Source organism: Exiguobacterium sp. s63, from assembly GCF_018617335.1.
In the GTDB taxonomy this organism is placed as follows: Bacteria; Bacillota; Bacilli; order Exiguobacteriales; family Exiguobacteriaceae; genus Exiguobacterium.
On the sequence record NZ_JACSKB010000001.1, the window covers coordinates 1,050,087 to 1,077,045 of the forward strand.

29 protein-coding genes are annotated in these 26,959 nt (G+C 45.7%); 4 read left to right on the forward strand and 25 right to left on the reverse strand.

Features of this window, described 5'->3' with window-relative positions; genetic code table 11:
- Positions 1-63 precede the first annotated feature (63 nt).
- The gene (locus KNO90_RS05240) at positions 64-1,845 is read left to right on the forward strand and encodes a sensor histidine kinase (RefSeq protein ID WP_215113173.1); all 1,782 of its coding nucleotides are present in this window, start codon (positions 64-66) and stop codon (positions 1,843-1,845) included.
- Positions 1,826-2,605 carry a response regulator gene (locus KNO90_RS05245; protein WP_214742080.1) on the forward strand — a complete coding sequence of 260 codons (780 nt, stop codon included), beginning with the start codon at positions 1,826-1,828 and terminating at the stop codon, positions 2,603-2,605. Before KNO90_RS05240 ends, KNO90_RS05245 begins: the two co-directional genes overlap by 20 nt.
- A 62-nt stretch (positions 2,606-2,667) precedes the next feature.
- Here the strand turns inward: KNO90_RS05245 and KNO90_RS05250 are convergent, their stop codons facing one another.
- A complete protein-coding gene (locus KNO90_RS05250; RefSeq protein ID WP_196431267.1) occupies positions 2,668-3,429 on the reverse strand; it encodes an SDR family oxidoreductase in 762 nt (253 codons plus the stop codon).
- A 219-nt stretch (positions 3,430-3,648) separates the two neighbouring features.
- Between KNO90_RS05250 and KNO90_RS05255 the strand changes: the two genes are divergently transcribed.
- A complete protein-coding gene (locus KNO90_RS05255) occupies positions 3,649-4,020 on the forward strand; it encodes a VOC family protein (protein ID WP_251127327.1) in 372 nt (123 codons plus the stop codon).
- A 45-nt stretch (positions 4,021-4,065) separates the two neighbouring features.
- Here KNO90_RS05255 and mreB read toward each other — a convergent pair whose 3' ends face one another.
- The 22 genes from mreB to glyA all read right to left on the reverse strand — a co-directional run bounded on the left by mreB (position 4,066) and on the right by glyA (position 23,668).
- On the reverse strand, positions 4,066-5,052 hold the full coding sequence (mreB, locus tag KNO90_RS05260; protein ID WP_214742081.1) for a rod shape-determining protein: 987 nt from the start codon (positions 5,050-5,052) through the stop codon (positions 4,066-4,068).
- An 81-nt stretch (positions 5,053-5,133) separates the two neighbouring features.
- On the reverse strand, positions 5,134-6,435 hold the full coding sequence (gene murA / locus KNO90_RS05265; protein ID WP_012727351.1) for a UDP-N-acetylglucosamine 1-carboxyvinyltransferase: 1,302 nt from the start codon (positions 6,433-6,435) through the stop codon (positions 5,134-5,136).
- A gap of 243 nt (positions 6,436-6,678) precedes the next feature.
- Entirely contained in the window at positions 6,679-6,897 is a 219-nt protein-coding gene (locus KNO90_RS05270) for a DUF1146 family protein (protein ID WP_214742082.1), read from the reverse strand.
- A 200-nt stretch (positions 6,898-7,097) separates the two neighbouring features.
- Positions 7,098-8,288 carry an EAL and HDOD domain-containing protein gene (locus tag KNO90_RS05275; protein WP_214742083.1) on the reverse strand — a complete coding sequence of 397 codons (1,191 nt, stop codon included), beginning with the start codon at positions 8,286-8,288 and terminating at the stop codon, positions 7,098-7,100.
- A 152-nt stretch (positions 8,289-8,440) separates the two neighbouring features.
- A complete protein-coding gene (locus KNO90_RS05280; protein ID WP_214742084.1) occupies positions 8,441-8,851 on the reverse strand; it encodes a F0F1 ATP synthase subunit epsilon in 411 nt (136 codons plus the stop codon).
- A gap of 28 nt (positions 8,852-8,879) precedes the next feature.
- A complete protein-coding gene (gene atpD, locus KNO90_RS05285; protein ID WP_285800718.1) occupies positions 8,880-10,298 on the reverse strand; it encodes a F0F1 ATP synthase subunit beta in 1,419 nt (472 codons plus the stop codon).
- Positions 10,299-10,333: 35 nt separating this feature from the next.
- Positions 10,334-11,191 (reverse strand): ATP synthase F1 subunit gamma, encoded by an 858-nt coding sequence (gene atpG / locus KNO90_RS05290; RefSeq protein ID WP_214742085.1) that lies wholly within the window; start codon positions 11,189-11,191, stop codon positions 10,334-10,336.
- A 36-nt stretch (positions 11,192-11,227) separates the two neighbouring features.
- Positions 11,228-12,736, reverse strand: coding sequence for a F0F1 ATP synthase subunit alpha (atpA, locus tag KNO90_RS05295; RefSeq protein WP_214742086.1), 1,509 nt, complete (start codon positions 12,734-12,736; stop codon positions 11,228-11,230).
- An 18-nt stretch (positions 12,737-12,754) separates the two neighbouring features.
- Entirely contained in the window at positions 12,755-13,288 is a 534-nt protein-coding gene (locus tag KNO90_RS05300) for a F0F1 ATP synthase subunit delta (RefSeq protein WP_214779783.1), read from the reverse strand.
- Complete coding sequence (gene atpF, locus KNO90_RS05305) at positions 13,288-13,815, reverse strand: F0F1 ATP synthase subunit B (RefSeq protein ID WP_214742088.1); 528 nt, start codon at positions 13,813-13,815, stop codon at positions 13,288-13,290. Before atpF ends, KNO90_RS05300 begins: the two co-directional genes overlap by 1 nt.
- A gap of 71 nt (positions 13,816-13,886) precedes the next feature.
- On the reverse strand, positions 13,887-14,108 hold the full coding sequence (atpE, locus tag KNO90_RS05310) for a F0F1 ATP synthase subunit C (RefSeq protein ID WP_214742089.1): 222 nt from the start codon (positions 14,106-14,108) through the stop codon (positions 13,887-13,889).
- Positions 14,109-14,174: 66 nt separating this feature from the next.
- Positions 14,175-14,912: a F0F1 ATP synthase subunit A gene (gene atpB, locus KNO90_RS05315; protein WP_214742090.1), complete on the reverse strand. Its 738-nt coding sequence runs from the start codon at positions 14,910-14,912 to the stop codon at positions 14,175-14,177.
- The gene (locus tag KNO90_RS05320) at positions 14,912-15,322 is read right to left on the reverse strand and encodes an ATP synthase subunit I (protein WP_214742091.1); all 411 of its coding nucleotides are present in this window, start codon (positions 15,320-15,322) and stop codon (positions 14,912-14,914) included. Before KNO90_RS05320 ends, atpB begins: the two co-directional genes overlap by 1 nt.
- Positions 15,319-15,546, reverse strand: coding sequence for a hypothetical protein (locus KNO90_RS05325; protein ID WP_214742092.1), 228 nt, complete (start codon positions 15,544-15,546; stop codon positions 15,319-15,321). The genes KNO90_RS05320 and KNO90_RS05325 overlap by 4 nt, the downstream gene beginning before the upstream one ends.
- Positions 15,547-16,207: 661 nt before the next feature.
- On the reverse strand, positions 16,208-16,837 hold the full coding sequence (upp, locus tag KNO90_RS05330) for a uracil phosphoribosyltransferase (protein WP_012727364.1): 630 nt from the start codon (positions 16,835-16,837) through the stop codon (positions 16,208-16,210).
- Between the two features lie 99 nt (positions 16,838-16,936).
- Complete coding sequence (locus KNO90_RS05335) at positions 16,937-18,151, reverse strand: hypothetical protein (protein ID WP_215113174.1); 1,215 nt, start codon at positions 18,149-18,151, stop codon at positions 16,937-16,939.
- A gap of 177 nt (positions 18,152-18,328) precedes the next feature.
- Positions 18,329-19,012, reverse strand: a complete 684-nt coding sequence (locus KNO90_RS05340) for a hypothetical protein (protein WP_215113175.1) — start codon at positions 19,010-19,012, stop codon at positions 18,329-18,331.
- A 108-nt stretch (positions 19,013-19,120) separates the two neighbouring features.
- Positions 19,121-20,356, reverse strand: coding sequence for a HAMP domain-containing sensor histidine kinase (locus tag KNO90_RS05345; RefSeq protein WP_214742095.1), 1,236 nt, complete (start codon positions 20,354-20,356; stop codon positions 19,121-19,123).
- 3 nt (positions 20,357-20,359) lie between these two features.
- The gene (locus tag KNO90_RS05350; protein WP_215113176.1) at positions 20,360-21,037 is read right to left on the reverse strand and encodes a response regulator transcription factor; all 678 of its coding nucleotides are present in this window, start codon (positions 21,035-21,037) and stop codon (positions 20,360-20,362) included.
- Between the two features lie 65 nt (positions 21,038-21,102).
- The gene (locus KNO90_RS05355; RefSeq protein ID WP_215113177.1) at positions 21,103-21,351 is read right to left on the reverse strand and encodes a hypothetical protein; all 249 of its coding nucleotides are present in this window, start codon (positions 21,349-21,351) and stop codon (positions 21,103-21,105) included.
- Positions 21,352-21,450: 99 nt separating this feature from the next.
- On the reverse strand, positions 21,451-22,410 hold the full coding sequence (locus tag KNO90_RS05360) for a hypothetical protein (RefSeq protein WP_214742098.1): 960 nt from the start codon (positions 22,408-22,410) through the stop codon (positions 21,451-21,453).
- A gap of 4 nt (positions 22,411-22,414) precedes the next feature.
- A complete protein-coding gene (glyA, locus tag KNO90_RS05365; protein WP_214742099.1) occupies positions 22,415-23,668 on the reverse strand; it encodes a serine hydroxymethyltransferase in 1,254 nt (417 codons plus the stop codon).
- Between the two features lie 128 nt (positions 23,669-23,796).
- On the opposite strand from glyA, the gene KNO90_RS05370 reads away from it, so the two are divergent.
- Positions 23,797-24,573: an alpha/beta hydrolase gene (locus tag KNO90_RS05370; RefSeq protein ID WP_215113178.1), complete on the forward strand. Its 777-nt coding sequence runs from the start codon at positions 23,797-23,799 to the stop codon at positions 24,571-24,573.
- Between the two features lie 78 nt (positions 24,574-24,651).
- On the opposite strand, the gene KNO90_RS05375 is transcribed toward KNO90_RS05370, so the two are convergent.
- Complete coding sequence (locus KNO90_RS05375; RefSeq protein WP_215113179.1) at positions 24,652-25,338, reverse strand: hypothetical protein; 687 nt, start codon at positions 25,336-25,338, stop codon at positions 24,652-24,654.
- A 26-nt stretch (positions 25,339-25,364) separates the two neighbouring features.
- Positions 25,365-26,939, reverse strand: coding sequence for a dGTP triphosphohydrolase (gene dgt, locus KNO90_RS05380; protein WP_215113180.1), 1,575 nt, complete (start codon positions 26,937-26,939; stop codon positions 25,365-25,367).
- Positions 26,940-26,959 lie beyond the last annotated feature (20 nt).

A 26,959-nucleotide genomic window follows, 5' to 3' on the forward strand; every position in this document is an offset into this window, starting at 1 on the left:
CTAATAGGAAGAATAACGTAAGGACCTCACAAGAAACTCACAAAGATTGAAGGGAATGTGCACATGACGCGTAATCGAATGACGTTTATCTTCATCCTAGTGATGTTGATTGCCGTCAGTCTCACTTTATTAATTCGACATCAGTCGATTAACCCAATCGCTACCGTGAATAAGGGCGAAGCTTCTCTTCTCTCCTCTTCTGTCGACGAAGAGATTTTGCGACTGGACGGCTCATGGCGGTATGAGTCAGGAATTGTTAACCAAGTTGATCGCCGCTCGTATCGAACCATTCCATTTACAACGCCTTATCGGGCATCCACATATGAACTCGACCTCACGTTACCAACCGGAACGTATGCCTTACTCATCCCAAAATCACTATCCTCCTCGACGATTTTGATCGATGGGGAGGCTGTCGAAACGACCCAAATCGGAAACAATCGTCTCATCGAACAGCCGTCTCTACTTTTGCTCGATGATGAGACAAAACAATTCCGACTGACGATTCAACATGAACGACAGGCAGGGAATTCCGCACCTATCGAAGAAAGTATATTGGTCGGACCGTTACATGCCATCATCACCACTCAAAATGCTTATGCTGGCTACGAATTTTTCATGTTGCTCATTTCACTATTGATTGCCATGTTCTATGCCATCGTGTATCTCTTTCACCGAAATGAACGTTTGTACGGTTTCGGGACAGCCTTCTTTTTATTGACGAGTCTTTCCATCATGTCTCGAGACGGCATGTGGATCTCCGGCAGTGACAAGTTGACGTTAAGTTCAGCCTTACTGAGCATCATCATGTTGATTGAATTTTCGAGATGTTTGGAACGTGTATCATTTGACCGGTTTTTAGCCATTTCGAGATATCCGCTGTACGGATTGACTGGTTTAGCCATCCTCTTGCCTTCTTCCGTTTACGAAGTGTTCGAATATTTCGTATGGATGATCGTTTTATTTATCACGTTCTTCTGGGTCGGTTTGAACATCGGATGGCTCCTTGAAAAGTACAAAACAGGCAATCCGCTAGAATTATTAACTTTCACGCTCGCCCAGCTCGTCGGGTATATCGGAATTATGACGTCGACGTTCATCGTATCGCCTAATCAGCAGCTGTACGCCAATACGTTTACTATCATCTATTTCCTGTTGATGTTTTTACTTCTACCGATTCACTTGTCTACGGACAAAAAGAAAAAGCAACAAGTCGAAGCACTGGCCTCTCAGCATGAGATGTCCTTCTTCAATGCTCAAATCAAACCTCACTTCCTATACAATACGTTCGGAAATGTGATTGCACTCTGTTATACGTCTCCACCTGATGCGGCTCGTCTACTCAGTCACTTGAGCACTTACGTCCGCTTCATTTTTGAAAATGGTCGAACGGAAAACGAGATTTCCATTCGACAAGAGGTGGATATGATTGACTCGTATCTCGCCATTGAACAGACGCGGTTTCGCGATTCGTTCGAGGTTGTCAAAGAAATTGATGAATCTCTTTTAGACTGTTCCATCCCACCGTTATTGATTCAGCCACTCGTTGAGAATGCCGTTCGACATGGACTCTACCGACACCCTGGACAAAAGCGGCTCATCCTTTCCATTCAAGAACAGGCTGGAATGATTGTGATTCGTGTTCAAGATACAGGAAGTGGATTTGACCCTAACGTATCAAACGAAACATCTGGGATTGGGCTTTGCAATATTAAAAGTCGAATCGAACACCTTCATGGTGCAACGTTTGACTTAACTTCTACTTTAAAAAAAGGCACGATCATTCACCTGCGTTTACCAAAACAAGAAAGGACGAATCATATCAATGCGTACGATTTTAATTGAAGATGAACATCATCTCTTAGGAATGATGGAGCGAATTGTAAAAGAGGAGCCTTCTCTTGAGTGGGTAGGCTCGTTCCAAAGCCCAACTAAAGCCCTTACATTTATTCAGGAGCACCCGGTCGACCTCGTCTTTTTAGATATCGAGATGCCTGAAATGACCGGGCTCGAATTGGCGACCTATTTGCCGGAACGGACGCAAGTCGTCTTCACGACCGCCCATCAGCAGTATGCCGTCGAAGCGTTCAATTTGCATGCCACGCATTACTTGTTGAAGCCCATCACAGAGCAGATGATTCATAACGTCATTCCGCGTATCATCCAGCGCTATGAGGCGATTCAACAAAAGAATCTCAATCAATCTTGTCGCATACAATTTCTAGATCGTTTTTCGGTACGAACACAAGATGGAAATCTTGTGAAGTGGCCAACACAAAAAACAGAGGAGTTATTTGCCTACTTAGTTTTTCATCGTAAGCAGGTCATTAATAAGTGGGTGCTTGCCGAAACCCTTTACCCGGACATCGATGAACCACAACGCGCCTTACACAACGTATACAACACGATTTATCGATTGAAAAAGACGTTAGCTGAACATAACCTCGATATAACTGTTAATACAATAAATAATGGCTATTCTATCGAGCTTGGTGACTCCTGTGTGTGTGACTATTATGAATGGCTCGATGCGAAAGACGCTTCCGTTTCGAAGACCGAAATCAAAAATCGTTTATTTGTTGATAAAGATTATACATGGCATTGAAAAAGGCATCTCACTTCAACGGTGAGATGCCTTCTTCTTGTTGTATCATCGAACGTTCTCTATTACCGCCCAGTAAACCCTCCGTCAACGTGAAGATGTTGGCCATTCACCCATGCGCCGTCTGGGCCCATCAAGAAAGCGACGAAGCGAGCCGTATCTTCAGGCGTCCCCATTCGCTTGTAAGGAAATAATGGTAGCAAGTGTTCGCGAAGTTCGTCATTGATCCAACCCGTATCCGTCGGTCCCGGATCGAACGCATTCACCGAAATGCCGTATTCTCCTAATCCATTCGCCAACGCAGGTGTGATGGCAATCAATGCACCTTTCGTTGCGATGTAGGCCAGGTTATTCGCATCCGGTCCCCCCGATACGAAGAACAGGATTCGCCCATCTTGATGTCCCGCTTGTTTATAGCGCTCAATAAACGCAAAGGTGAGTCCGAGTGTCCCTTCGTTATTCACCAGGTAATGTTTTCTCAATACGTCGGTCGTAAAGTTCTCGACGTTGACATGTCGCTCATAGGTCGCGTTATGGATTAGCCTGCTCGGTATACCAAGTTTAGCTTCCATTCGATCAAGTAATCCGACCTCGTCTCCTGAAGCCAAATCGTATGCCTCATGCTCGACACGGGTCCCTTCTTCAGTCAGTTCTTGAACCAATCGTTCGATGAAGCCAATTTCTTCCCCGATTCCTTCTTTAGCGTCAAACGGACTCCAGTGCGTCAAGTACAAGTCATGTCCTTCAGAAGCAAGTTTTCGCGCAATCGCAGCACCGATGCCTTGATTGCGACTGACGCCAGTAATGAGTGTAAGTGGTTTGTTCATGATGTCCTCCGATTCTATTTGTTTGTCCTGTTTAGTTTATTAATGAATCGGTGCCATCATGATTCCCCTTCCCTTGATTATTGCTTTCATAATATCTCACTCTCCTCAGAATAAATCCATTTCATAAGCTGTTTTCAATTATAATAGAGATAGTTTTTTACTTGCTTCTGTACATATCACCTTTCCATAAACTACTACAGATTAAAAGGAGTGATTCGAATGAACTTGATTCAAGGCATTGGACAAATCTACATTCCCGTCAAAGAGTTAGATCGAGCTATCACATTCTATCAAAACATCCTGGAACTGCCTCTTCTTTTCCAAGCGGGAACGCTCGCGTTTTTCAATTGCGGTGGCATCCGCCTCATGTTATCTCCTCCTGAAAACGAAGAATTCGCAACATCGAGTCCCATTCTTTACTTGAGTGTTGAATCCATCGATGATGCTTATACTCAGTTGAAAAATGTAGGGGTGTCTTTCATGGATCAGCCTCATCTCGTCGCCAAAATGGACACAACAGAAACGTGGATGAGCTTCTTTCGAGATTCAGAGCATAATCTTCTTGCGCTACTATGCGAAAAGACAACCTAACGTCTGAAACAAAACAAGCGACCGCTCGCGCGGTCGCTTGTTTGTTTATTTCAATCGATCTAAGTTTTCGAGCATGATTCCCGTTCCGTGCGCGACACTGAGTGTTGGCTCCTCAGCCATCATGACCGGCAACATGACGCGTTCTGCGACAAGTTGGTCAAGACCGTGAAGGAGTGCCCCCCCACCTGTCATGATGATGCCGCGGTCGATGATATCCGCTGCGAGTTCCGGAGGTGTCTGTTCGAGGACACGCTTCGCTGCTTCTACGATTTCATTGGCTGATTCCGCCATCGCTTCACGAAGCTCTTCTGATGTGATGGTCACCGTACGTGGCAATCCACGTACCATGTCACGTCCACGAATGTCCATCGATTCGTTCCGTCCTCCTGGGAAGACCGTTGCGATTTCTTTCTTGATTTGTTCTGCCGTACGTTCTCCGATGATAAGCTTGTGCTTCTCTTTGATGGCACGAAGGATATCCGTATCGAAACGATCCCCTGCAATCTTGATGGTCTCACCACAGACGATGTCACCCATCGACAGGATGGCGACGTCTGTCGTCCCACCACCGATGTCGATGATCATATGACCGACCGGTTTCCAAATGTCCATGCCTGAACCGACAGCTGCCGCTTTTGGTTCGACGGCGAGGAAGACTTCCTTCGCACCTGCTTTTTCAGCAGCCTCACGAATGGCTTTTGCTTCAACCGGCGTGACGTTCGCAGGTGTACAAATCAACATACGAATTCCTCCGAAGAAGCCACGGACTTGGATTTTCTCGATGAAGTGACGGAGCATTTCCTCTGTTGTGGCGAAATCGGCGATGACTCCGTCGCGGAGAGGACGGATCGCCACGATATCCCCAGGTGTACGACCAACCATCTCATACGCTTCTGAACCGACTGCTAGTACTTTCCCTGTAGAGCGTTTCATGGCAACGACTGAAGGTTCGTCTAAGACGATTCCTTTCCCTTTGACGTGAATGACAACGTTCGCTGTCCCTAAATCAATCCCGATATCTTTTGAAAACATGATGTATAGGTTCCTCCGTTCGATTCTTCATTGAAAAGAGCGAGAAGAGTCTCTCCTCGCCCTCTCATTCGTACTCGTTTCTTAGTTCTGAACCATTTCTTCAGCAACTTCGACAGTTCCTTCAATACGCTCGATGTCTGCACCGAGTGCTTGAAGTTTCTTGTGGAAGTCAACGTATCCACGGTCGATATGATATAAATCTCCAACGCGTGTCTCTTCTTCCGCGATGAGACCTGCTAGAATAAGTGCTGCTCCAGCACGAAGGTCCGTTGCGACAACTTCCGCTCCCTGGAGGCGTACGCCACCTTTGACGATTGCCGAGCGTCCTTCAATCTTAATGTCCGCGTTCATACGGCGGAACTCTTCCACGTGCATGAAGCGATTCTCAAACACTGTTTCCGTGATGACAGATGTGCCGCCCGCTTTCAAGACGAGTGCCATCATTTGTGACTGCATGTCTGTCGGGAATCCTGGGTGTGGCATCGTCTTCACATCAACCGGCTTCAATTCGTCTGGTGCCGTGACACGCATACCTTCTGCCGTATCCTCGAAGTGGACACCCATTTCTTCCATTTTTGAAATCAATGGACGAAGGTGCTCACGTTCTGCACCGATGACTTCGATGTCACTACCTGTGATGGCACCTGCGACGAGGAACGTACCTGCTTCGATGCGGTCAGGAATGATCGAGTGTTCTGCACCGCGAAGTGTTTCGACACCTTCGATGCGGATTGTTTCTGTACCTGCACCGCGAACGTGTGCGCCCATTCCGTTTAAGAAGTTCGCAAGGTCGACAATCTCAGGTTCTTTTGCAACGTTCTCGATGATAGTCGTACCCTCTGCAAGCACAGCTGCCATCATGATGTTCTCTGTCGCACCAACAGATGGGAAGTCCAAGTAGATTTTAGCGCCTTGGAGACGGCCTTCTACAGAAGCTTCCACGAATCCGTTTCCGATGACCGTTTTCGCACCCATCGCTTCGAATCCTTTTAAGTGGAGGTCAATCGGACGTGAGCCGATTGAGCATCCGCCTGGCATCGCTACACGAGCGTGACCGAGACGGGCAAGAAGAGGTCCCATGACGAGGATTGAAGCACGCATCTTCCGCACATATTCAAGCGGTGCTTCATCTTTGATGTCGCCCGACGCATCGACAGTTACTTCATTCTTTTCTTCATTGAACGATACCTCTGCACCGAGGTGACGAAGTACTTTGTTAATCGTGTACACGTCAGCAAGACGTGGTACGTTTTGTAAGATTGACTTTCCTTCGCTAGCTAATAGAGTGGCAACCAATGTTTTGAGTACGGCGTTTTTTGCTCCCTCAACGCGCACAGTACCTGACAGTTTACGTCCTCCACGGACTACAATCAAATCCTTCATATCTCTCTTTGTCCTCCAACTTCATTGTTTTTTTATATAGTGCGTCGATATCCGATTCCGGATGTGATGATGTCGATTATTTGAATGGTTTGTAAAACGTGATGGTGTTTCATTCATCAATCAATCTGAATAATAAATAAGTGCAAACTGAATGAAAAAACATCATGTCAGACGAATTTATCCTACATGATAATCATATAGGAGTCGTTACAGCAGGATTACAGTTTGTTAAATATTCTGCGACTACTGTATAGGTGCGAGCGCCTGCGCCAGTCGGATATACTCCAAAAAGAACTGGGCAATCAGCGAACCGAAGACAACCGCTACGAGAACGCGCAAGACAGCAGCCTGCGGACTCCTCACTTGATTGAGCAACTTGTCCCATTTGACGGGTAAGAGTGCCCACCAAGCGACGTAAATCGCTATGACATAAATCGCTAGCGAAAATACGGTATTGATCATCGACGATTCCCCTCTTTTCTAAAATTCGTACCATTTTTAATCATATCATGTCATGTTAGAGAAAAAAAGACTTAGGGTCTTAAGCTTCGAGCGGTTTGAACCATTCGATCAACTCACTTTCTCTACAAGCACACCAAAAGGGACGTCATCAGCAGTAATGCCTTACTACAGTAATTGACGTCCCTCACATATTTCAAACATTATTCAATCGATTCGTCAAGGCTACGAGACCAGCGAATCGCTTCGACGTAATATTGAGACCAATCAGAATCTGTGTTATGAAGTGGAATCGTCAACTTTTCGTAGGCGATGACATCCTCTAAAAGCTTTCGCAAACCATTCTGTTCACCGAGTAACGCCGCCTTAACAGGAGGTGCCACCGGAAGCTCCGCAATCAACGTCTGCATCGCCTCATCGAGAATGACGTCGAGTGATGAGAAGATTCCTGTGATAAATGCATCAAACGGTAATACATCTGTCAATGTATCTTCCGCAATCAATTCCATCATTTTGCCACGGATGACACTCTGCTTGATGAGTTCTTTCGATTCAGACGTCTGCATCTCCCGTAGAAGCATCAAATAGGACCATCGTTTCAACTCATCTAACCCAATACGTGCGACGGCCTGTTCAATGGACTGAATCGTTCCTCGCCCTTTTTGATACACCGTATTGACCGAGCGAAGCATTTTATACGATAAGTCGACACTTCTCTCAATCTGAGCCGAAATGCGCCGGAAACTTGGTTCTGGGCGATCGAGCTCCTTCAATACTTCGATGAGCGTATGACGCAACGGGTGAACTTCTGCTCCGTGTACGACAATCGGGCGACTAAAGAAATATCCTTGGAACATTTTATACCCTAGTCGTTTCGCAATCTCGTACTCTGCCGGAGTTTCAATTTTCTCTGCTAGAAATTCGACCCGATGGCCAAGCGCATCAATTAGTTTTTGTTGCTGATCCACTGGAGTCGCTTGATAATCGATTTTAATGATGTCGGCGAGTCCGATCAATGGTCGGTATTTCTCTTCAAAAACGAAATCATCCAATGCGATGGTATAACCTTGACGCCTTAACGAACGGAGGGACTGCAAGACTTTTTCTGTCGGCTCAACGTGTTCAAGCACTTCGACGACGAGTGATTGACGAGGAAGTAGTGATGGGACTTCTCCTTCAATCAACGTCTGAGGAAAGTTGATGAACGCACGCGTCCCCTCTGTCAATTCCCGAAAATTGAACACAAGGTAAGCGTTATGAATGACGTCAGCCGTCGCTAACGAATCATCCACATTCTCAAAGATATTATTTTCGCTGCGGCGATATAACAATTCGTAGCCGCAAACGCGTAATTGTTGGTCAAAAATTGGTTGTCGCGCAACGTAAACTTTCATTCCTCAATCTCCTTTACGGTAGTTCCCACCTTTATTATCGGCTTTCCTTTCAATATTTTTTACTAGTCCAACTATTTAGGGGCGCGACCAAAGACCTATCTTTCATGAGAACAACAAAAAACTCCCACACCAAAGTGTAGGAGTTGACTTACTTAATCGTTCATCTCGCGAATGCTCAAGCGGTTGATTGCTTTTTTGAGCGCAAGTTCTGCACGACGGAATTCGAGTTCTGAGAGCTTTGTGTCTTGGAGACGGCGCTCGGCCCGAACTTTCGCCGCAGAAGCGCGGTCATAGTCAATCTTGTCCGCCATTTCGGCTGTTTCAGCTAAGATCGTCACCGTGTCGGGACGAACTTCCATGAAACCGCCACTGATTGCGATCAGCGTGCGTCCACCATCTTCGTGGCGCAGTTTGAGGACTGAGACATCCAGTGGTGTTACCATCGGTACGTGTTTCGGTAAAATCCCGACTTCACCTGCGACCGAGCGTGCAATCACCATGCGTGCCTCACCTTCGAAGGCTGCACCATCCGGGGTGACGACGTTGACGTGAAGTGTATTCATCGTCTAGTTTCCCCCTTCCGCGTAGGTCTTAGACCAACGTCTTCGCTTTTTCGATGACGTCTTCGATTGGACCGACAAGACGGAATGCATCTTCTGGAAGATCATCGTGTTTACCATCGAGGATCTCTTTGAAGCCGCGTACAGTCTCTTTGACCGGTACATACGAACCTTTTTGACCAGTGAACTGCTCGGCCACGTGGAAGTTTTGCGACAAGAAGAACTGAATACGACGCGCACGGTGTACCGTGAGTTTGTCGTCTTCTGATAATTCATCCATTCCGAGGATTGCGATGATATCTTGGAGTTCTTTGTAGCGTTGTAGTGTTTGTTGAACGTCACGCGCAACAGCATAATGCTCTTCGCCTACGATTTCAGGAGAAAGGGCACGTGATGTTGAAGCGAGTGGGTCAACGGCTGGGTAAATCCCCATCTCAGAGAGACGACGCTCAAGGTTAGTCGTTGCATCAAGGTGAGCGAACGTTGTTGCTGGAGCCGGGTCAGTATAGTCATCGGCTGGTACATAAACCGCTTGAATCGATGTAACCGATCCTTTTGCAGTCGATGTGATTCGCTCTTGAAGCATACCCATTTCAGTCGCAAGCGTTGGTTGGTAACCTACCGCTGATGGCATACGCCCGAGAAGGGCCGATACCTCAGAACCTGCTTGTGTGAAACGGAAGATGTTATCAACGAAGAGAAGAACGTCTTGTCCTTGCTCATCACGGAAGTATTCTGCCATTGTCAAACCAGTCAAGGCAACACGAAGACGTGCACCCGGTGGCTCGTTCATCTGACCGAATACCATTGCTGTTTGTTTAATAACGCCTGAGTCCGTCATCTCGTGGAACAAGTCATTTCCTTCACGCGTACGCTCACCGACTCCTGCGAATACAGAAATCCCGCTGTGCTCTTGCGCGATGTTGTTAATGAGTTCCTGGATGAGGACGGTTTTCCCTACACCGGCACCACCGAAGAGGCCGATTTTACCACCTTTGATGTATGGTGCGAGAAGGTCGACGACTTTAATCCCTGTTTCAAGGATTTCAACTTTCGTTGAAAGCTCGTCGAATGTTGGTGCTTGACGGTGGATTGGTGACCGAAGCACGTCTGCCGCCACTTCTTTATCATCGATTGGGTTACCGAGTACGTTGAAGACGCGTCCTAATGTCGCTTCTCCGACCGGTACTGAAATCGGTGATCCTAAATCAATTACTTCCATGCCGCGGCGAACGCCGTCGGTTGAGTCCATCGCAATCGTACGGACCGTATCATCGCCAAGGTGAACAGCTACCTCGAGCGTCAAGTCAACACTGACATCTTCCGATGAAGTCGCAACGTGTGTGACTTTAAGGGCGTTATAGATGTTTGGTAAGTGGTTTTCGAACTTAACGTCGATAACTGGGCCCATGACTGCGACTACGTGGCCTTTCATGCCGTATTCGTTCATCGTGTTAGCCTCCTACAATCTAGAGGGCGTGCGCCTTATTCAAGCGCCGCCGCACCTCCGACAATCTCTGTAATTTCTTGTGTGATCGCTGCTTGACGCGCGCGGTTGAATTTGAGCTTGAGTCCGCGAATGAGTTCATCCGCATTATCTGTCGCATTCGACATCGCCGTCATCCGAGCTGCATGCTCCGATACTTTCGCATCGAGTAACGCACCATAGATGAGTCCTTCCGCATAACGCGGAAGAAGCGCCGCTAAGATCGTGTCTTCTTCTGGTTCGTATTCGTACACCACATTAGATGCAGATAATTCGATATTCCCGAGCGGGAGCAATTGTTGAATCTTCACTTCTTGGCTGATGACCGAGATGAATGAGTTGTAGCAGAGCTTCAATTCATCAATCTCGCCTTCGCTGAAAGCACCGACCGTCTGTTTAACGATTTCTGATACTTCCACGAAAGATGGTTGGTCGTTCAATCCTGTCATCGCGCTATACACCGGAATGTTGCGTGATTTAAAGAACTGAACACCGACTTTCCCGATGACATAGAGACGATACTCATCTGTCGAGTTATGGTTTGCCTTGAGTTCACGATAGACGTCACGAAGGACACTAGCGTTATACCCACCGGCAAGACCACGGTCTGACGTGATGACGATATAGCCTGTTCGTTTAACGGGACGAACTTGAAGCATCGGGTGCGTCGCACCTGACGTACCGCCGGCAATCGACGAGACGACTTCTTGCAACTTGTTCATGTACGGTTTGAAGTTGGCGTTGTTGCCTTGGGCACGGTTCAACTTCGATGCCGACACCATGTTCATCGCTTTCGTGATTTGCTTCGTGCTTTGGGTCGAGGTGATCCGCATCTGGATCTCACGTAATGATGCCATTTCGATTCACCACCTTAATAGACGCTCGTCACCGGATTAAACCGATGGCGAGAACGTCTTTTTGAATTCCGTAATTGCATCGATCATCGCCTCGTCTGAAGGAAGGTTTCCTGTCTGACGGATTTCGCGGCAAAGATCTGCACGGTTTTGGTCGAGCCATGCGTTCATTTCTTTTTCGAAACGACGTACGTCTTCGACTGGGATGTCATCGAGATGACCTTTCGTGAGTGCGTAGATGATGATGACTTGCTTGTCTACAGAAAGTGGTGCGTTCAAGTCTTGTTTCAAGACTTCAACTGTGCGCTGACCACGGTTCAACTTCGCTTGCGTCGCTTTATCAAGGTCTGACCCGAACTGAGCGAACGCTTCGAGCTCACGGTATGATGCGAGGTCAAGACGAAGTGTACCAGCAACTTTCTTCATCGCTTTTACTTGTGCCGAACCACCTACACGCGATACCGAGAGACCGGCGTTGATCGCTGGGCGTACCCCAGAGAAGAAGAGGTCCGACTGAAGGAAGATCTGACCATCCGTGATCGAGATAACGTTTGTCGGGATGTATGCTGAGATATCCGATGCTTGTGTCTCGATGAACGGAAGTGCAGTCAATGAACCACCACCGAGTTCGTCATTCAACTTCGCTGCACGCTCAAGAAGGCGTGAGTGGAGGTAGAAGACATCCCCTGGATAGGCTTCGCGGCCTGGAGGACGGCGGAGAAGGAGCGAGAGCTCACGGTAAGCTGCCGCTTGTTTCGATAAATCATCATAAACAACGAGGACGTGTTGCCCACGGTCCATGAAGTATTCACCCATCGATACACCCGCGAATGGTGCGAGGTAAAGAAGTGGTGCCGGTTGTGAAGCCGATGCCGAAACAACGATTGTATAGTCGAGCGCGCCGTTTTGACGAAGCGTTTCAACTACGCCACGGACAGTCGATTCTTTCTGACCGATCGCAACGTAAATACAAATCATGTTCTCTTCTTTTTGGTTGATGATCGTATCGATCGCAACCGATGTTTTACCTGTTTGACGGTCACCGATGATCAACTCACGCTGACCACGACCGATTGGAACGAGGGCGTCAATCGCCTTAATTCCTGTTTGAAGTGGTTCGTGAACCGATTTACGAGCCATAACACCGTAAGCTTTACGCTCGATCGGGTTATAGTTGTCAGTCACGATTGGTCCAAGACCATCGATTGGTTGTCCGAGTGGGTTGACGACACGTCCGAGGAGTGCCTCACCGACTGGAACTTCCATGATGCGACCTGTACGTTTGACAGCGTCGCCTTCTTTGATGCCTTTGTAATCGCCAAGGATGATAATCCCGACGTTACCTTCTTCTAAGTTTTGCGCCAAGCCCATTACGCCGTTCGAGAACTCTACGAGTTCCCCCGCCATAACGTTATCGAGACCGTGTGCACGAGCGATTCCGTCACCTACTTGAATGACAGTACCTGTCTCACTGACTTCGAGGTCTGAACCGTACGAAGCGATTCGCTCTTTTAGCAGGGCGCTAATTTCTTCAGCTTTGATTGTCATTGAATTCACCCCTATTTCTTACGCATTCAACAATTCACGCTCAAGGCGTGTCAATTTCGTTTCGATTGTATCATCGTACGTCGTGTATCCGACTTGGACACGAAGTCCACCGATGACTTGTTCATCGACGACGTTTTTCAACTGGAGCGTCTTACCTAACTTCTCTCCGAAGACGAGTTCGACGTCTTTTAAGTCTGATTCTGATAATGGGTAAGCACTCGTGACAATACCCTCTGCGATTCCACGGAAGTCGTTGATGTACTCAAGGACAAAGTGTGGGAGCGCCCGTACTTCTTCAGCACGATCGTTTTCGACCATCACAAGCAACGTATTCAATACGATTGCCGTCATATCACCAAAGCTATCTTTTAACAGCTGTGCAAGCTCGCTGTCGCTGAATGATGGATTCGTCAATACGTTCATCAATTCAGGCGTCGCGTGGAGCACTTCATCGAGCAGGCGCACTTCCGCTTCGACTTGGTCGAGCATCTCTTGTTCGCGCGCTAAGTCGAAGAGCGCTTTGGCATAACGTTTTGCTAATGATCCGTTCATTAGTTAGCGCCTTTCGCCTTAGACAAGAAGTCTGTGACGAGGGCACGTTGTTTCGCTTCGTCGCCTTTAAGGTCAGACTGAAGGACGTGGCGTGCTGCCGAAATCGCTTGTGTGACGACTTCAGTTTGAAGCGCTTGTTTCGCAAGTTCACGTTCGCGATCAATCGCTTTTTCTGCCTCGACTTTAATTTGTTCTGCTTCCATGCGCGCCTGCTCCACCAAGCGTGCCTGTTCAGCTTCTGCTTGTCGACGACTTGAATCGAGCATTTCTTTCGATTCAACACGTGCTGCACTAAGTGCTTCACGTTGTTCAACGACATATGTTTCCGCATCTTTGCGGCTCTTTTCAGCGAGCTCAATTTCATTCGCTACATACTCTTCACGCTGTCTCATCATTCCAAGGAGTGGTCCCCAAGCAAATTTCTTCAACAGGGCCAAGAGTACGAGGAATGTGACAAGTGTAAAGATCATATCTAGGACGCGAAGGCCTTCATGACCTGCTTCCGCTGCAATCATCATCGTATCCATGCATACCCTCCTCTTGACTAAATAAGTGAGGGAGACATGCTCCCTCTTAAGTTGTTCTCGTTAACTCGGAATCAAGAGTTGAGGAGAAGGAAACCGACAGCCACACCGATGATCGGGAGGGCTTCAACCAAACCGATACCGATGAACATTGTTTGACGAAGTTCGTTTTTGAGTTCTGGTTGACGTGCTTGTCCTTGAACTGTACCACCTACGATAAGACCGTTACCGATACCAGCACCAAGTGCTCCAAGTCCGATTACGAGTGCTGTTGCAATAAGATTGAGTTGTTCCATTTTGTAAGTTCCTCCTAGAGAAAATATAAGTAGTTATTGTCTTCACGCTGTTTGTCACTTGCTTGATCAATGCTCAACAGTTGCCTTGTGCCCAATGTACAACATGGCAAGTGTTAGGAAAATATACGACTGGATTAACCCGATAAAGATCGAGAATCCTTGCCATAGCACCATCGGGAAGATTGCAAATACTGCCCCAAGTGGGTTTAATGTACTTTCTGCAGTAATCGCAAGTCCTAAGATGATTGTAATCATGATTTCACCGGCAAAAATGTTACCGTATAGACGCAAACCGAGCGTCAACGTGTTCGCAAACTCTTCAATCAATTTGATTGGGAGCATGAACCATACCGGCTTCACATACTCGAGTGAGTAATGCTTGAATCCTACAAGCTTGATTCCATAATAGTGAGACATTGTAACGACGAGTGTCGACAAGGCCAACGTGACATATGGATCCGCTGTCGGTGAGTTATACCATAACGTATGTCCGCTAATTAGCGTAAATGGTAATCCCATCAAGTTTGAAATCAAAATAAACAGGGTGAGTGTCATACCGAATGCAATAAATCGTCCTCCGGTCTTCCAATCCATTGAACTTGAAATGATGTCACGGACAAACTCCGCAAACCATTCGAAGAAGTTTTGCAATCCCGTTGGTTTAATTGCAAGCGCTCGAGTACCAATCACCGCGAATAAGAAGACTAAAACTGCCGCAATCAACACAGTCAGAATGTTTGTCCAACTGCCATAAAGCGTATAGCCCCCAAGTTCTAAAGAATAGGTGGGTAACCCATGATTCATTAATATTCACCTCTTTTCCTGCTGAGCTGGGCAAGTGCAAACTCGCCAATTTGTATAATGTGGCCGGCGATTAGACCAGTTACCACCGCAATCAAGGATACCCGGTCGTCATAGAATAGACCGACTATCACTGCCAACACACCGACTGCCATTCTTGAAACAGTCCCATGTGATTTCGGGCGTCTGCCCGTTTCAATAACGTCATACATTCGAACAACCGATCGATTTTGCATATGTAAAATGATCAGACTTGCCACTCCACCGATAAAAAGGCCTAAACAAACGGATTCATATCGAGGAATCGCATAGGATACGGCTAACAAAAGAGTAAACCAAACCGAAAACCCTATCGTATAACGCTTCATCAATCTCTTTTGTGCATGTACATTTGCCTGCACCTGATTATTCATTCGTTCTCTCCTGTCAATAAACTCCGAAGAATGAGTACGAGCGCGATGAGTCCGAACAACATCCCCAGAAACACCGACGCATTCAAACCAAATGTTCCCCAAAACTCTCGTCTGACGCCATATTGTCCGACGAAATAACCAATGACGATCGGTCCTGCCAGTGCGGTTGAAAGTTGAGAGGCAATCGAGGCGTAGGATAGGTAACGATTGTCTTTTTTCACCATCCTCGACCTCCTTTTACACAATCAAACTTAGATTCTCTTTCATCAATTCACACTCGCGTGACCGCCAAAAGTCACACAAGTTCAGAGTAACGGAAATGGTATAAGAAGTCAATGGATTTCACAATTATAAAAGCGCTTTAAATCAAGTCATATCAATAGTTTTCCGCACTTCATAAACTAAACGTTTAAAGCACTTTTTAAAGAAAGTGTGAAGAAACGTTGAAATAAAAATGTTGACTTTATAACATTTCACAAAAGGAATCAGATGAAGAATAGTTCAGTTATACCTCCACGTTTTGGAAATTTCAATCCGTAAACGTTTACGTTCACAAAGAGTTACGAAACGGTCGTTGACTACTTTTTGAAATCGTTTTCAACGTCCTGTATCAGTATACCGAGGATGTTTTTGACATGTCGAGCGATTTCGCCCATTTTTTTGTGAGTAATCTCATTCGTTGAATTAGCGGAATGATTGCTCGTCACTCTCCCGTATATTCTTTGTCTGATAGTTAAATAAGAAGAAACTAAGAAATGAACACTTTTATTCGATGCTTCACCTTTCTTTTTTTGTGTCTATTTTGTGACCGAATTGAATGATTAAAATTTCACCTGATCCCCATAAAAAAACGGGAATCGCTCAGGCGATTCCCATGGATCAAACTTACTTCGTACCAAACAAACGGTCACCCGCGTCCCCAAGTCCAGGAACGATATAACCGTGATCATTTAATTTTTCATCGAGTGCCGCAAGATAAATCTCCACATCCGGATGTTCTGCTTGCACACGCTCTACGCCTTCTGGTGCTGCACAAAGACATGCCAATTTGATTGACTTCGCGCCATGCTTTTTGAGTGAGGCGATGGCATCAACAGCCGAACCACCTGTCGCGAGCATTGGGTCTACAACGATAAAATCACGTTCTGTGACATCTGTCGGAAGTTTCAAATAGTATTCGTGTGGCTCAAGCGTTTCCGGGTCACGATAGAGACCGATATGACCGACTTTTACGTTCGGCATCATTTTGAGGAACCCATCCACCATACCAAGTCCTGCACGTAAAATAGGGACGATTCCCAATTTCTTGCCGGCAATCATCTTTTGAGTGGAAACAGAGACCGGTGTCTCGATTTCTACGTCTGTTAGGGGTAGGCTGCGCGTGATTTCGTATGCCATAAGTGAAGATACTTCGTCGACGAGTTCACGGAACTGCTTCGTCCCCGTCTCTACTTTACGCATAATCGTCATTTTGTGCTGAATCAAAGGATGGTCATAAACATGTACTTTTCCCATCTTGCTTCACTCCTCTCTCATTCTCTCTCGAGCATTGTACCCTAACTCAGTTGAGAAGGGTAGAGCCAACTTCTTTTTTCATAAAGGTCAGACGCCATTTTATGGTTGGTTGATTTGAAAATAATCGGTTGTCGGAAGTTCATACGTTTTAGATGACTGTTGGTCCACTACATAGAGTTCCGTCTCTGTCTTCCATACATCAAAAGATTGTTCGGTCAATTCTTCATATAGATGTAAGACTCCGATTTTGACAGCTGTAGATGCTTTCTCATGAGGTTGAATATGAGATAAGGCATCAAACAGTTCTTGTGTCTTTGGACCGTCTAACCATACGGTATCTTGGTTCGACTCAAAAACGGCAAGACGTGTTTCCCCATCGGCTGGACGCGAAGACATCTTATTCAGGGCCGGCCGGCGAACGTGCCCCCAAATCTCAAGGACCGTTCCGTATGTTTTCGATAGGGTTAGTGACGATTGGTTAGCCACGTCTTCTACAATCGGTTGATCGGATAAGATAATCCGTTTCATCAGTTTACGGTGATCCCCTTCCAGAGAAAGCGCCTCCTCTTTCGGATCAACTTTCATGTACGATGCCTCAAACATATTGGGAAGCACGAGTTGTTTCAGGGATGGCGCATCCCCGATTTGAAGGGTGAGCCGATCATCGGCTCGGCTCGTCAAAAACACATACCCTTCATTTTCCCCACTCTTAAACGGAAATAACTTCGGTTCAATGATCGAATCGAGTGTACGTCCGTCCCGTACTGTCTCGAACGTTACAAAGATTGCTCCTGTATCGGGTGTCTTGTAGTGAAAAGCAGAACCCTCCACAATTTCTTCGTGTCCATCATTCAAGTTGAACGTCTTCGCAAGTTGATTGAGATCACTGACTTGATCGAACTCAATCGTTGAGGCAATCTCCGATTCCTCGAATCGCTCTTCGTCAAGAGTTTCAAACTCTTGAATTGATTCTACAGCGAACGTCCGCTCCATCAATTGACTGCTGTTCGCACAGGTGATATACCGTTCGTCCCCCGCGGCAAAATATTTCACAGTTTTAGACCCGAGGACTTCATATAGCGGGTGACGGAATGTGACTTCCGCCACTTTCGCTCTCTTTGTCGGCAAGACATCGGTTGGACGACGCTCGCAATATGTAAGCAATTGTTTTTTCGTCTGTTCTGTTAATGCTATCTCAGGATCTTGCTCGACTCGATAGGAAGACAATGGACGTAACTCAATCGCGTTCATCGTCTCGGTACCACATCCACTCAACAAGATACAACTGAGCAAGATTCCCCAATACGACCGCATTGATGTCCCTCCTCATTCCCAATTCGGTGAAAACCACCTAAATTTTTCTTGTACATCATAACATATAACCTATTTTTGTGATGATTTCAGAATTATTACGTTTCTGATGAATTCTTTTGCATAGTCGCCGCTACAAAAAAGAGCCGATCGATAGATCAGCTCTTTCAAGTATCCGTATTAGTCTTTTTCGTATTCATCTTCCGATTCAGATGAGTCGTCTTGTGAAGAATCGTCCTTCTCATATTGATCGTCCTGTGATTCACGGTCCACTTCAATGACCGCCCCATCTCGATTGAGTTCAAGTTTGACGAAGTCTCCGACTCGTGGTGTCTCCTCATCGATTTCCGAACTTGCCGCTAGTGAATAGGTGTTGTCCTTTCCATCGATGTTGATTGTGACATCTTGATTCGTCAATTTCACGAGTGTCCCGTAAATATAAGAATCTTCGTCTCCGCTCTCACGGTCTACTTCCTTCACTTCATCGTTTTGATTCAATTCAAGTTTGACCCGATCTCCCACTTGCGGTGTATCCTCATCAATTTCATGAGTCGCTGCTAAACGATACGTCGATTCCTTTCCATTGAAACTGATGGTCACATCTTCTTTCGATAACTGAACGAGTGTCCCATATAGTTCATAGTCGTCCCCACTCTCGACTCGCGATGCGTCATCTGATGTGTTACTCGAGTCATCCGATGAAGCGGAGTCGTCCGGGTTGTCCGTTGATTGATCATCACTCGCTTGATTCATTGCTTGTGGAACGATGACTGTGTCCGTCTGATTTCCACTTACGTAAAATCCAATTCCTACAATCGCCATGACAGCTAGTAAAGCTCCGATGATCCAGCCGATACGTCTCATGGTCATTTCCTCCTTATGATGTGTTCTTCTTATTTGCATCATAAGCCTCTCGAGTGAGAGTCCATTTAAGGTTTCATTAGAAGTTGATGAGAAAGTGCGAAACATTCATCATCGAGTCAGATAAAACACACTACCGTCCGGATCATTCGATTCACTTCCAATCGTCCACTCATTCAAGTCCGCCACTTCTTTCGCAATTGCGAGACCGAGACCGCTCCCGCTTCGATCACGGGCTTCATCCAATCGATAAAATCGGTCGAACAAACGATTCCTCACGTCCTTTGGAAGGATTGGTCCACGATCGCGCACCTCAATCCGATCACTCTTCAAATGAAGGCTCGTCTCCTTCGCATACTTCAAACTATTGTCTAACAAGATGACAAGAATGCGCTGTAACGACTCACGATGACCATACCAGTTGCCTGTGGCTTCAACGAATAGATGGACACCGTACGACCGTAAAAAGCGTTCTGCTAGTGACTCTCCAAGTTCAGCTAAATCGATGTCTTCTCGTTCTACCTGCTCGAGTGCAGTGAATCGACTCAATTCAAGCATCGGTTCAATCAAGTCACTTCTCATTTGACGTGACTCCGTCAAAATATGGTCAATCGCTTCTGTGCGCACACTCTCATCTTCTTGTCCCCAGCGCTGCAATAACTTCGCATAGCCCTCGATGACCGTCAATGGCGTCTTCAGTTCATGTGAAACATCGGCAACAAAACGGCGCTGTTGTTCCATCGTTCCTTCGACCCGCTCAATCATATGATTAAATCCGTTCGAAAGGGTCGTCACCTCATCTTGTCGGTCATCTACTTCAATCGTCTCTAACTTCCCGGACTCCGTGATTCGCTCCATCGTTTCAGTCAATCTGCGTAAAGGTGACAGACCTTGACGTAAAATCCACCACGTTCCGAGAAACGTCATTAGAACGGCAAGGAAGAACATGACGAGAAAAATGGTCGCGAGTGCTTGAATCGTATTGCTCACGTCTTGATCTTGAAAGCCGAATGCGAGGCCATCCGTCGTCGCGACCACAAACCAATCATCGATCAGGGCAGGCTCCCCGTAATTGATGGGAAACGTCGTTCCGTCGGGCACTTCTCCACCGATGATTCCCCATTCTCCATTATCTTGACGTTCTAACACGACACTGTCCTCATGAAGTGACAATACCGCATCGCTGTTTCGAACATCTTCTTCCAAGAGATTTAACGCCTGCAATAACACGTCAAAACGTGAATCGACAATTTCCTGCCTGGCGACGAACCACGTCACACCGAAGGAGACGAGGAGAAGCAACAACATGAACCCCGTCATCGCCCATGCGATTTTTGTTCGTAACATCGGTCACTCACCACGCTTCAACATATAACCGACACCACGAACCGTTTGAATCCAAGAACCGGTCAGTTTTTTTCGTACGTACCGGACATAGACGTCCACGACGTTCGTATCCCCATAATAGTCAAATCCCCAAACGTGTTCGACGAGTTGGTCTCGCGTCAACACACGTTCAGGGTGTTCTAAAAAGAAAACCAACAAGTCAAATTCACGTCGAGTCAAGTCGACTTTATTTCCATCGCAATATACTTCATGACGATTCACGTCAACGGTTAATGTCTCATACGTCAATACCTGTTCGGAATGGTCCTGGTGAACGAGCTGACGCATACGTAAAAATGCCCGAATCCGAGCGAGCACCTCTTCGATTTCAAATGGTTTGGTGATGTAATCATCTGCCCCAAGATCGAGTCCGCTCACTTTGTCATAACGATCGCCACGAGCCGTCACCATCAGAACCGGTAACAACGGCCGTTCTTCTTTCAGACGACGTACCACTTCGAGTCCACTCATTTGAGGCAACATCACATCAAGCAAGACGAGATCGACATCATCTACGAGAGCTCGCTCCAAACCGACACGCCCATCCATCGCTACAACGACGGCATACCCGGCGTGCTTCAATTCCAATTCCAGTAATCGCGCAATCTTCGAATCATCTTCTACGACGAGAATCGTCTGCATCCTGCTCACTCCTTTGAAAAAACGTCGAGCGACTCGCTCGACGTATTGTTATTCAATTCCCGAAATCAATCCGCAAAAAACAGACGAACTCCTTCTGGAATAGCGCATTCAACTTGTCTTTCGAGACTGTCTTCCCACTCATCCCAACTCGCGTCCACTCGCTCCAATTGCCGTTCGATGTCCAGCGCCGCTAACGATAGTTGCGACAAGCTGGATTGACCGGTTGAAGTGAAAAAGAAGAATCCGGCAAGTCCGATTCCCATCAGTCCAATCGCCAAAAGAAAAGTTCCAATCGATTTCAATATACGTTTCATCGACACATCCCTCCTACTCGCATCATACGATGTAAATAAGAGAATATAAGGTGGACTTCATTAGAGTTCCATGAGAAAAGGCACTGCTCACGCAGCGCCTCATTCTTCTTCAAGCACGGATTTGGCAATCGGTGCCCAATACGTCCCTTCCATCTCGGAAACGGTCGTCAACGTCTCACGATAAGCCGGATCATTCGCTTTTTTCTCGGCAATCCCTTTCATCCAAAGGACATCCGCTTTGTAACCGGACTCTGGATACGACTCGATATAAGCCGCATAATCCGCGATTTCTGCTTTTTCTAACTTGTTATCGACGAGAAGTCGATAAAATCCGACAGCCTGCTCTTGACCAGCTTTTGCTTTCCCGTCTAACAACTGATCAGCTCGCTCATATTTCTTGTCTTGAACGAGTGCTTCTACCTCGGTCAGCGGTACAACATCTGTTGATGTGTCCTGTGCCTCTTCCGTTGCTTCCTTCGGTTTTTGTTCGTCCGACTCTTGAAGCTTCTCATTCTCTTCTTCGAGTCGAGCGACTTCTGCCTCGAGTTCTTCAAGGCGCTCCGCGAGTGCTTCTTCTTCCGTCACCGTCTCGACAACAGTTTGATCCGATTCGTTCGGCGTCACGACTGGTACGACTGGCGGTTCGGTATCTGGCCAAAACACGAGCGCTCCAGCCGCGAGACCAACGACGAGCGGAAGCCCGAGCCATTTCTTGTCGAACTTGAACGCCTGTCGCCATTCGGCTAAATCCGCATGTTGGATGACAGCTGACGAGAACGAACGAAAGCGGCGCTTGGCCGCTTTTCTTCCGTTCGCCTTTACTTCTAGCGCAAGACCTAGTCGATGGAAAGCAGCCGGCACTTTCATCCCGAGAAGCGGCACGATGCGTTCGCTCGCCTCTTCATAATAGCCGTGGTCGAGGAGCGTCGTGATGACACCGAATTCACTGGCGACAAGACGGAAAGACGGATCGTATTCCCCTTTACGAGCCAACCATTCCGTCATATCGAATAAGGGAAGTTCGGATAGCTCTCGTTCTGCTAGTGTCCGAATATCCATTGACTCAGCCTCGTTCAGGGTAAAGCGGGAACTTCGCCGTTAACGTTTGCACGTCTTGAAGGGCTTCTGCGAGTACCGCTTCGTCTTCATGTTGTTTGAGCACACGTCCGATCAGACGTGCCACTTCTTTCATATCCGTTTCTTTAAAACCACGAGTCGTCATCGCAGCCGTACCGAGACGGATTCCGCTCGTGACAAATGGTGATGCCGGGTCGAACGGGATCGTGTTTTTATTGACCGTGATCCCTGCAGCATCGAGCGCGTGCTCGGCCGCTTTCCCTGTGATATCGATGCCACGAAGATCGACGAGTAAGAGGTGGTTGTCCGTTCCGCCCGATACGATGCGGAGTCCCTCTTCTTCAAGACCTTTCGCAAGCGCCTGCGCATTCGCAATCACTTGACGCTGGTAATCTTTGAATTCAGGTTGAAGTGCCTCACCGAACGCGACCGCTTTCGCTGCGATGACGTGCATGAGAGGGCCACCTTGAATCCCTGGGAAAATTGACTTGTCAATCGCTTTGGCGAACTCTTCTTTACAAAGAATCATTCCGCCACGTGGTCCACGAAGCGTCTTATGCGTCGTCGTCGTGACGAAATGTGCATGCTCGACTGGGTTCGGGTGAAGTCCTGCGGCCACAAGTCCAGCGATGTGCGCCATATCTACCATGAGGTAAGCATCGACACTGTCCGCAATCTCACGGAACTTCGCGAAGTCGATCGTGCGCGGGTATGCTGACGCTCCAGCGACGATCAATTTCGGCTTATGTTCTTTCGCAAGTGCCGCGACGACGTCGTAGTCGATGTGTTCTGTCTCTTTGTCTACACCGTATTCGACGAAGTTATATTGCACACCTGAGAAGTTGACCGGACTACCGTGCGTCAAGTGACCACCATGAGACAGGTTCATCCCGAGAACCGTATCTCCTGCTTCAAGCACCGTGAAATAGACCGCCATGTTTGCTTGTGCACCCGAGTGTGGTTGTACGTTCGCATGTTCTGCACCGAACAACTCTTTCGCACGGTCACGCGCCAAGTTTTCAGCGACGTCGACAAACTCACAGCCACCATAATAACGGCGTCCTGGATATCCTTCGGCATATTTGTTTGTCAATACGCCTCCTTGCGCTTCCATGACCGCTTCTGAAACAAAGTTTTCTGAAGCGATGAGTTCGATGTTGTCGCGCTGACGACCGAGCTCGTGTTGCATTGCCTCAAACAATTCTGCATCCTGCACTTTCAACTTCGTCGTGTTTACCATGTGAAGACCCCCTCTAAATGTCTAAAAATCAACACCCCCATCGTACCACACGCTTGTTTTTTTGGGTATCGCTATAATCTGACGAAAAGTTGGGTATGATTTAGAGAGAATCCAAAGGAGGTCACTTCATGATTGAGACAAAAGAAATCACAATTACACCGTTCGAACGCACTCGAACGGTTCGGATCTATACACCTGCCGACTATGAGACATCCGAAAAACGATATCCGGTCCTCTATATGCACGATGGACAGAACTGCTTTGCTGACGAGGATGCGAGCTATCACATGAGCTGGCGCGTCGGTGAATATTTAGATGCCTCGAAGCGTGACTTGATTGTCGTCGCCCTCGATAGTGCACCAGGTGAACAACGACTTGATGAGTATGGACCATGGGAAAATCCATATATCGGGGACAGCCTACTCGGACGAGACATCGTCCTCGGCGGAGAAGGATCGGCGTATATCGAATATATTGCGCAGGAATTGAAACCTCGAATCGATGCTGACTATCGAACGATTCCAGAAGCGACAGCGATGATGGGAAGTTCGATGGGTGGACTCATCTCGGTATATGCCGCGTGTGTATATCCAGATATCTTCAAGCGTGTCGCCTCACTGTCCTCTGCGTTTTGGTTCAACCAAACCGAGCTGGAACAATTGATCGAAGCGAGCGATTTGAAGGGAATGGAGCGTCTTTACTTGGACGTCGGTGCCAAAGAAGTCGAAGAACCGATTGAAAATGGACCAACAAATGAAATGTATCGTGAGTCGAGCGAACGCGTGTACAACTTGTTAAAAGACAAGGTCGAACACATCCGCTTCGAAGTGATTGAAGAAGGAGTTCATAACGAACTTGCCTGGCGCGAGCGCTTCCCAATGGTCATGTCATATTTGTTTGCATAAGACTGCATAAAAAATAAAGCTCTATATGAGATCAGGTAGTTGATACTTAATCATATATAGAGCTTTATTTCTCTTTATTTACATCAATATTAGATTTTTTCTTTGATGTTCATTGAACTTACTTTTATAACGCTTTCTGAATAAATCGTATATTTCATTTTCAAAAACAGCTTTACCCATTCGTTTTTCTTTTAAAGAGATCACAGTGTTCAATTTCTGAGAAAATGATAATCGATACTCATCCCTTAATTTGTATGCACGCATAATATTCAGCATCTCCTGGGGATTTTCACTGAGAACGATATCAATTTCCCCAGTTTTTATTGCTTCCTCAAACATTTCGCTGTATAAGAGCTCATTATTTAAATCATAAAAAATACCGTCAATGTTCAAATAAACTGTTTTGTATAAATCTTCTACACTATCGAATTTCACATAATTATTCTTAAATGCCCACGTTTCTTCTATCTTCCATACATCAAAACTGTTATTATTCACTTTGATTTTTATACCACCAAATTTATTTTTAGTAGTGTTATAACCTAAGGATAACAAATCGTTGTAAAGGTTTCCTTTGTAGTCCACAAGCACTAAGTCAAAATCTCTCGGGGATATATTTTCGTTAAAGAAATATGCTTCTCTTACAGTTCCTCCAAATACCAATACTGTTGATTGATTCATAAGAAAATTAATTAAATATGTTGAAGAAAGGGATTCAGATATTTTATTCAAAATGACCTTTTTTATGTTTGGTTCTTTTCTCATTTCCATCCCCCTTATCCTCAAATTTCTTATGGCATTTTCACTCCAGATAGTTTTTGGTGCAGGTCTAGAGCGTAAGAATCTGTCATGCCTGAAATAAAATCAATTACAATTTGCACCTTTTTATAAGGTGAAACTTCGTATATTTCTTTATCCCCGACATTAATAAATTTTATGTTATCAGAGATTAAAGAATAAAGCTTTGTTACTTTTTTATTTTTAAAAGTTTCTTCATTCGTAATTTTAAACATACACTCTAGTAAAAAGACATCTAATAAATCGTTAATTACTCTGTCTCCTACTAACTCTAATGTAATCACTTCACTGTCTACAAAACAATATTGGCTAAGTAGTCCATTCATCCATTTTCTTAAAGCACTTGCTTTTGGAGAACAATCAATTAATTCTCGGTGATTAAATTCTTTTTTACCGTCATTCAGAGGGTTTTTCAATATTGAAAAATCACCAAATTCCCCATTCATTATTTTCTCATAATTTTCATCAAATACTTTTTTCACTTCAGAAATCAGTATTGCTTGTGACCAAACTTTAAAAGAACGGGCGCTTGCAACCATTGGATCTGGATGCTTTTCCTGTATGAACTTTTCATGATCCAACTCAATTTTTTTCAAAGAATCAAGTTCATTTTCATTCAGTAAAATTTCAATATCTTCATACTCACCTTTAACGTATGCTAATATATTTTCTCCTTGTGTAATACTTTGAACAAAATGTCTAAATTCTTTGTCCCAAATAATACTTCCTTTTTTCACACCATCTTCTAAATCTGACCCAATATAAGCAATATCATCAGCCGCCTCGAGTAAAAATGTCAGAGGGTTTCTAAAAGTGCATTCTAGGTCCCCTAAAGTTTCTCTTTTAATGGACTCAATCAACAATTTGTCAGAAGAAAAATATCCAAATTTTTGTTTTTCTTTAGCAAAAGCATGAGAAGAATCGAATGGATATTTTAATAATGATGACAAAGTTCCGACTGTCAAATTCAATCCAAAATCGTCCTTAAAATATTGCAAATTATTTAATACTCTTAATCCTTGTGCATTACCATCAAAAGATTGATAGTCTGAAATAATCAATGAGAATTGATTGTTAGCATCTTCTTCATTACCTAAACATTCAAATATCCATTCTCTTACTCTCTCTTTGTTTTTTTCATTTGCGAACCACGCCTTAATAACATCTTCACCATAATGTCCAAACGGAGGGTTACCAATATCATGCACTAATGCAGCAGAAGCAAGTAAAGAAGGAATTTTCCCTTGATGTATTTCAGAAAAATCAATCTTCTCATTTTCAATTAAATAGCGCTCTAAAAAATTGCCCAACGAACGAGCTATTGACGATACTTCCATTGAATGAGTAAGACGAGTTCTAATAAAATCATTGCTTTGTAATGGATAAACCTGTGCCTTATCCTGTAGTCTTCGAACAGCAGAACTATTGTTTATGCGATCATAATCTCTTTCAAACTCATTTCGATGATCGTCAAAAATGTTATTTCCTTTATTCGGTTTATATGCGCTTTTATCATTTAAATTTCTAATTCGAGTGTCATTTAATAATTTTCCCCACATCATACTCATCCAAAAAACTCCCCATCAAT

Excerpts from the sequence above, each read along its gene's own strand:
- murA (WP_012727351.1), bottom strand. The coding sequence starts at position 6,435 with ATGAAGGATTTGATTGTAGTCCGTGGAGGACGTAAACTGTCAGGTACT.
- KNO90_RS05245 (WP_214742080.1), top strand. The coding sequence starts at position 1,826 with ATGCGTACGATTTTAATTGAAGATGAACATCATCTCTTAGGAATGATG.
- atpA (WP_214742086.1), bottom strand. The coding sequence starts at position 12,736 with ATGACAATCAAAGCTGAAGAAATTAGCGCCCTGCTAAAAGAGCGAATC.
- KNO90_RS05375 (WP_215113179.1), bottom strand. The coding sequence starts at position 25,338 with ATGAGAAAAGAACCAAACATAAAAAAGGTCATTTTGAATAAAATATCT.
- KNO90_RS05370 (WP_215113178.1), top strand. The coding sequence starts at position 23,797 with ATGATTGAGACAAAAGAAATCACAATTACACCGTTCGAACGCACTCGA.
- KNO90_RS05360 (WP_214742098.1), bottom strand. The coding sequence starts at position 22,410 with ATGGATATTCGGACACTAGCAGAACGAGAGCTATCCGAACTTCCCTTA.
- KNO90_RS05270 (WP_214742082.1), bottom strand. The coding sequence starts at position 6,897 with ATGATCAATACCGTATTTTCGCTAGCGATTTATGTCATAGCGATTTAC.
- atpD (WP_285800718.1), bottom strand. The coding sequence starts at position 10,298 with ATGAACGAATACGGCATGAAAGGCCACGTAGTCGCAGTCATGGGCCCA.
- KNO90_RS05345 (WP_214742095.1), bottom strand. The coding sequence starts at position 20,356 with ATGTTACGAACAAAAATCGCATGGGCGATGACGGGGTTCATGTTGTTG.
- mreB (WP_214742081.1), bottom strand. The coding sequence starts at position 5,052 with ATGTTTTCAAAAGATATCGGGATTGATTTAGGGACAGCGAACGTTGTC.
- KNO90_RS05240 (WP_215113173.1), top strand. The coding sequence starts at position 64 with ATGACGCGTAATCGAATGACGTTTATCTTCATCCTAGTGATGTTGATT.
- KNO90_RS05320 (WP_214742091.1), bottom strand. The coding sequence starts at position 15,322 with ATGAATAATCAGGTGCAGGCAAATGTACATGCACAAAAGAGATTGATG.
- KNO90_RS05335 (WP_215113174.1), bottom strand. The coding sequence starts at position 18,151 with ATGCGGTCGTATTGGGGAATCTTGCTCAGTTGTATCTTGTTGAGTGGA.
- dgt (WP_215113180.1), bottom strand. The coding sequence starts at position 26,939 with ATGAGTATGATGTGGGGAAAATTATTAAATGACACTCGAATTAGAAAT.
- atpE (WP_214742089.1), bottom strand. The coding sequence starts at position 14,108 with ATGGAACAACTCAATCTTATTGCAACAGCACTCGTAATCGGACTTGGA.
- atpB (WP_214742090.1), bottom strand. The coding sequence starts at position 14,912 with ATGAATCATGGGTTACCCACCTATTCTTTAGAACTTGGGGGCTATACG.
- KNO90_RS05300 (WP_214779783.1), bottom strand. The coding sequence starts at position 13,288 with ATGAACGGATCATTAGCAAAACGTTATGCCAAAGCGCTCTTCGACTTA.
- atpG (WP_214742085.1), bottom strand. The coding sequence starts at position 11,191 with ATGGCATCATTACGTGAGATCCAGATGCGGATCACCTCGACCCAAAGC.
- KNO90_RS05340 (WP_215113175.1), bottom strand. The coding sequence starts at position 19,012 with ATGAGACGTATCGGCTGGATCATCGGAGCTTTACTAGCTGTCATGGCG.
- upp (WP_012727364.1), bottom strand. The coding sequence starts at position 16,837 with ATGGGAAAAGTACATGTTTATGACCATCCTTTGATTCAGCACAAAATG.
- KNO90_RS05350 (WP_215113176.1), bottom strand. The coding sequence starts at position 21,037 with ATGCAGACGATTCTCGTCGTAGAAGATGATTCGAAGATTGCGCGATTA.
- KNO90_RS05275 (WP_214742083.1), bottom strand. The coding sequence starts at position 8,288 with ATGAAAGTTTACGTTGCGCGACAACCAATTTTTGACCAACAATTACGC.
- KNO90_RS05250 (WP_196431267.1), bottom strand. The coding sequence starts at position 3,429 with ATGAACAAACCACTTACACTCATTACTGGCGTCAGTCGCAATCAAGGC.
- KNO90_RS05280 (WP_214742084.1), bottom strand. The coding sequence starts at position 8,851 with ATGAATACACTTCACGTCAACGTCGTCACCCCGGATGGTGCAGCCTTC.
- KNO90_RS05255 (WP_251127327.1), top strand. The coding sequence starts at position 3,649 with ATGAACTTGATTCAAGGCATTGGACAAATCTACATTCCCGTCAAAGAG.
- KNO90_RS05355 (WP_215113177.1), bottom strand. The coding sequence starts at position 21,351 with ATGAAACGTATATTGAAATCGATTGGAACTTTTCTTTTGGCGATTGGA.
- glyA (WP_214742099.1), bottom strand. The coding sequence starts at position 23,668 with ATGGTAAACACGACGAAGTTGAAAGTGCAGGATGCAGAATTGTTTGAG.
- atpF (WP_214742088.1), bottom strand. The coding sequence starts at position 13,815 with ATGGATACGATGATGATTGCAGCGGAAGCAGGTCATGAAGGCCTTCGC.
- KNO90_RS05325 (WP_214742092.1), bottom strand. The coding sequence starts at position 15,546 with ATGGTGAAAAAAGACAATCGTTACCTATCCTACGCCTCGATTGCCTCT.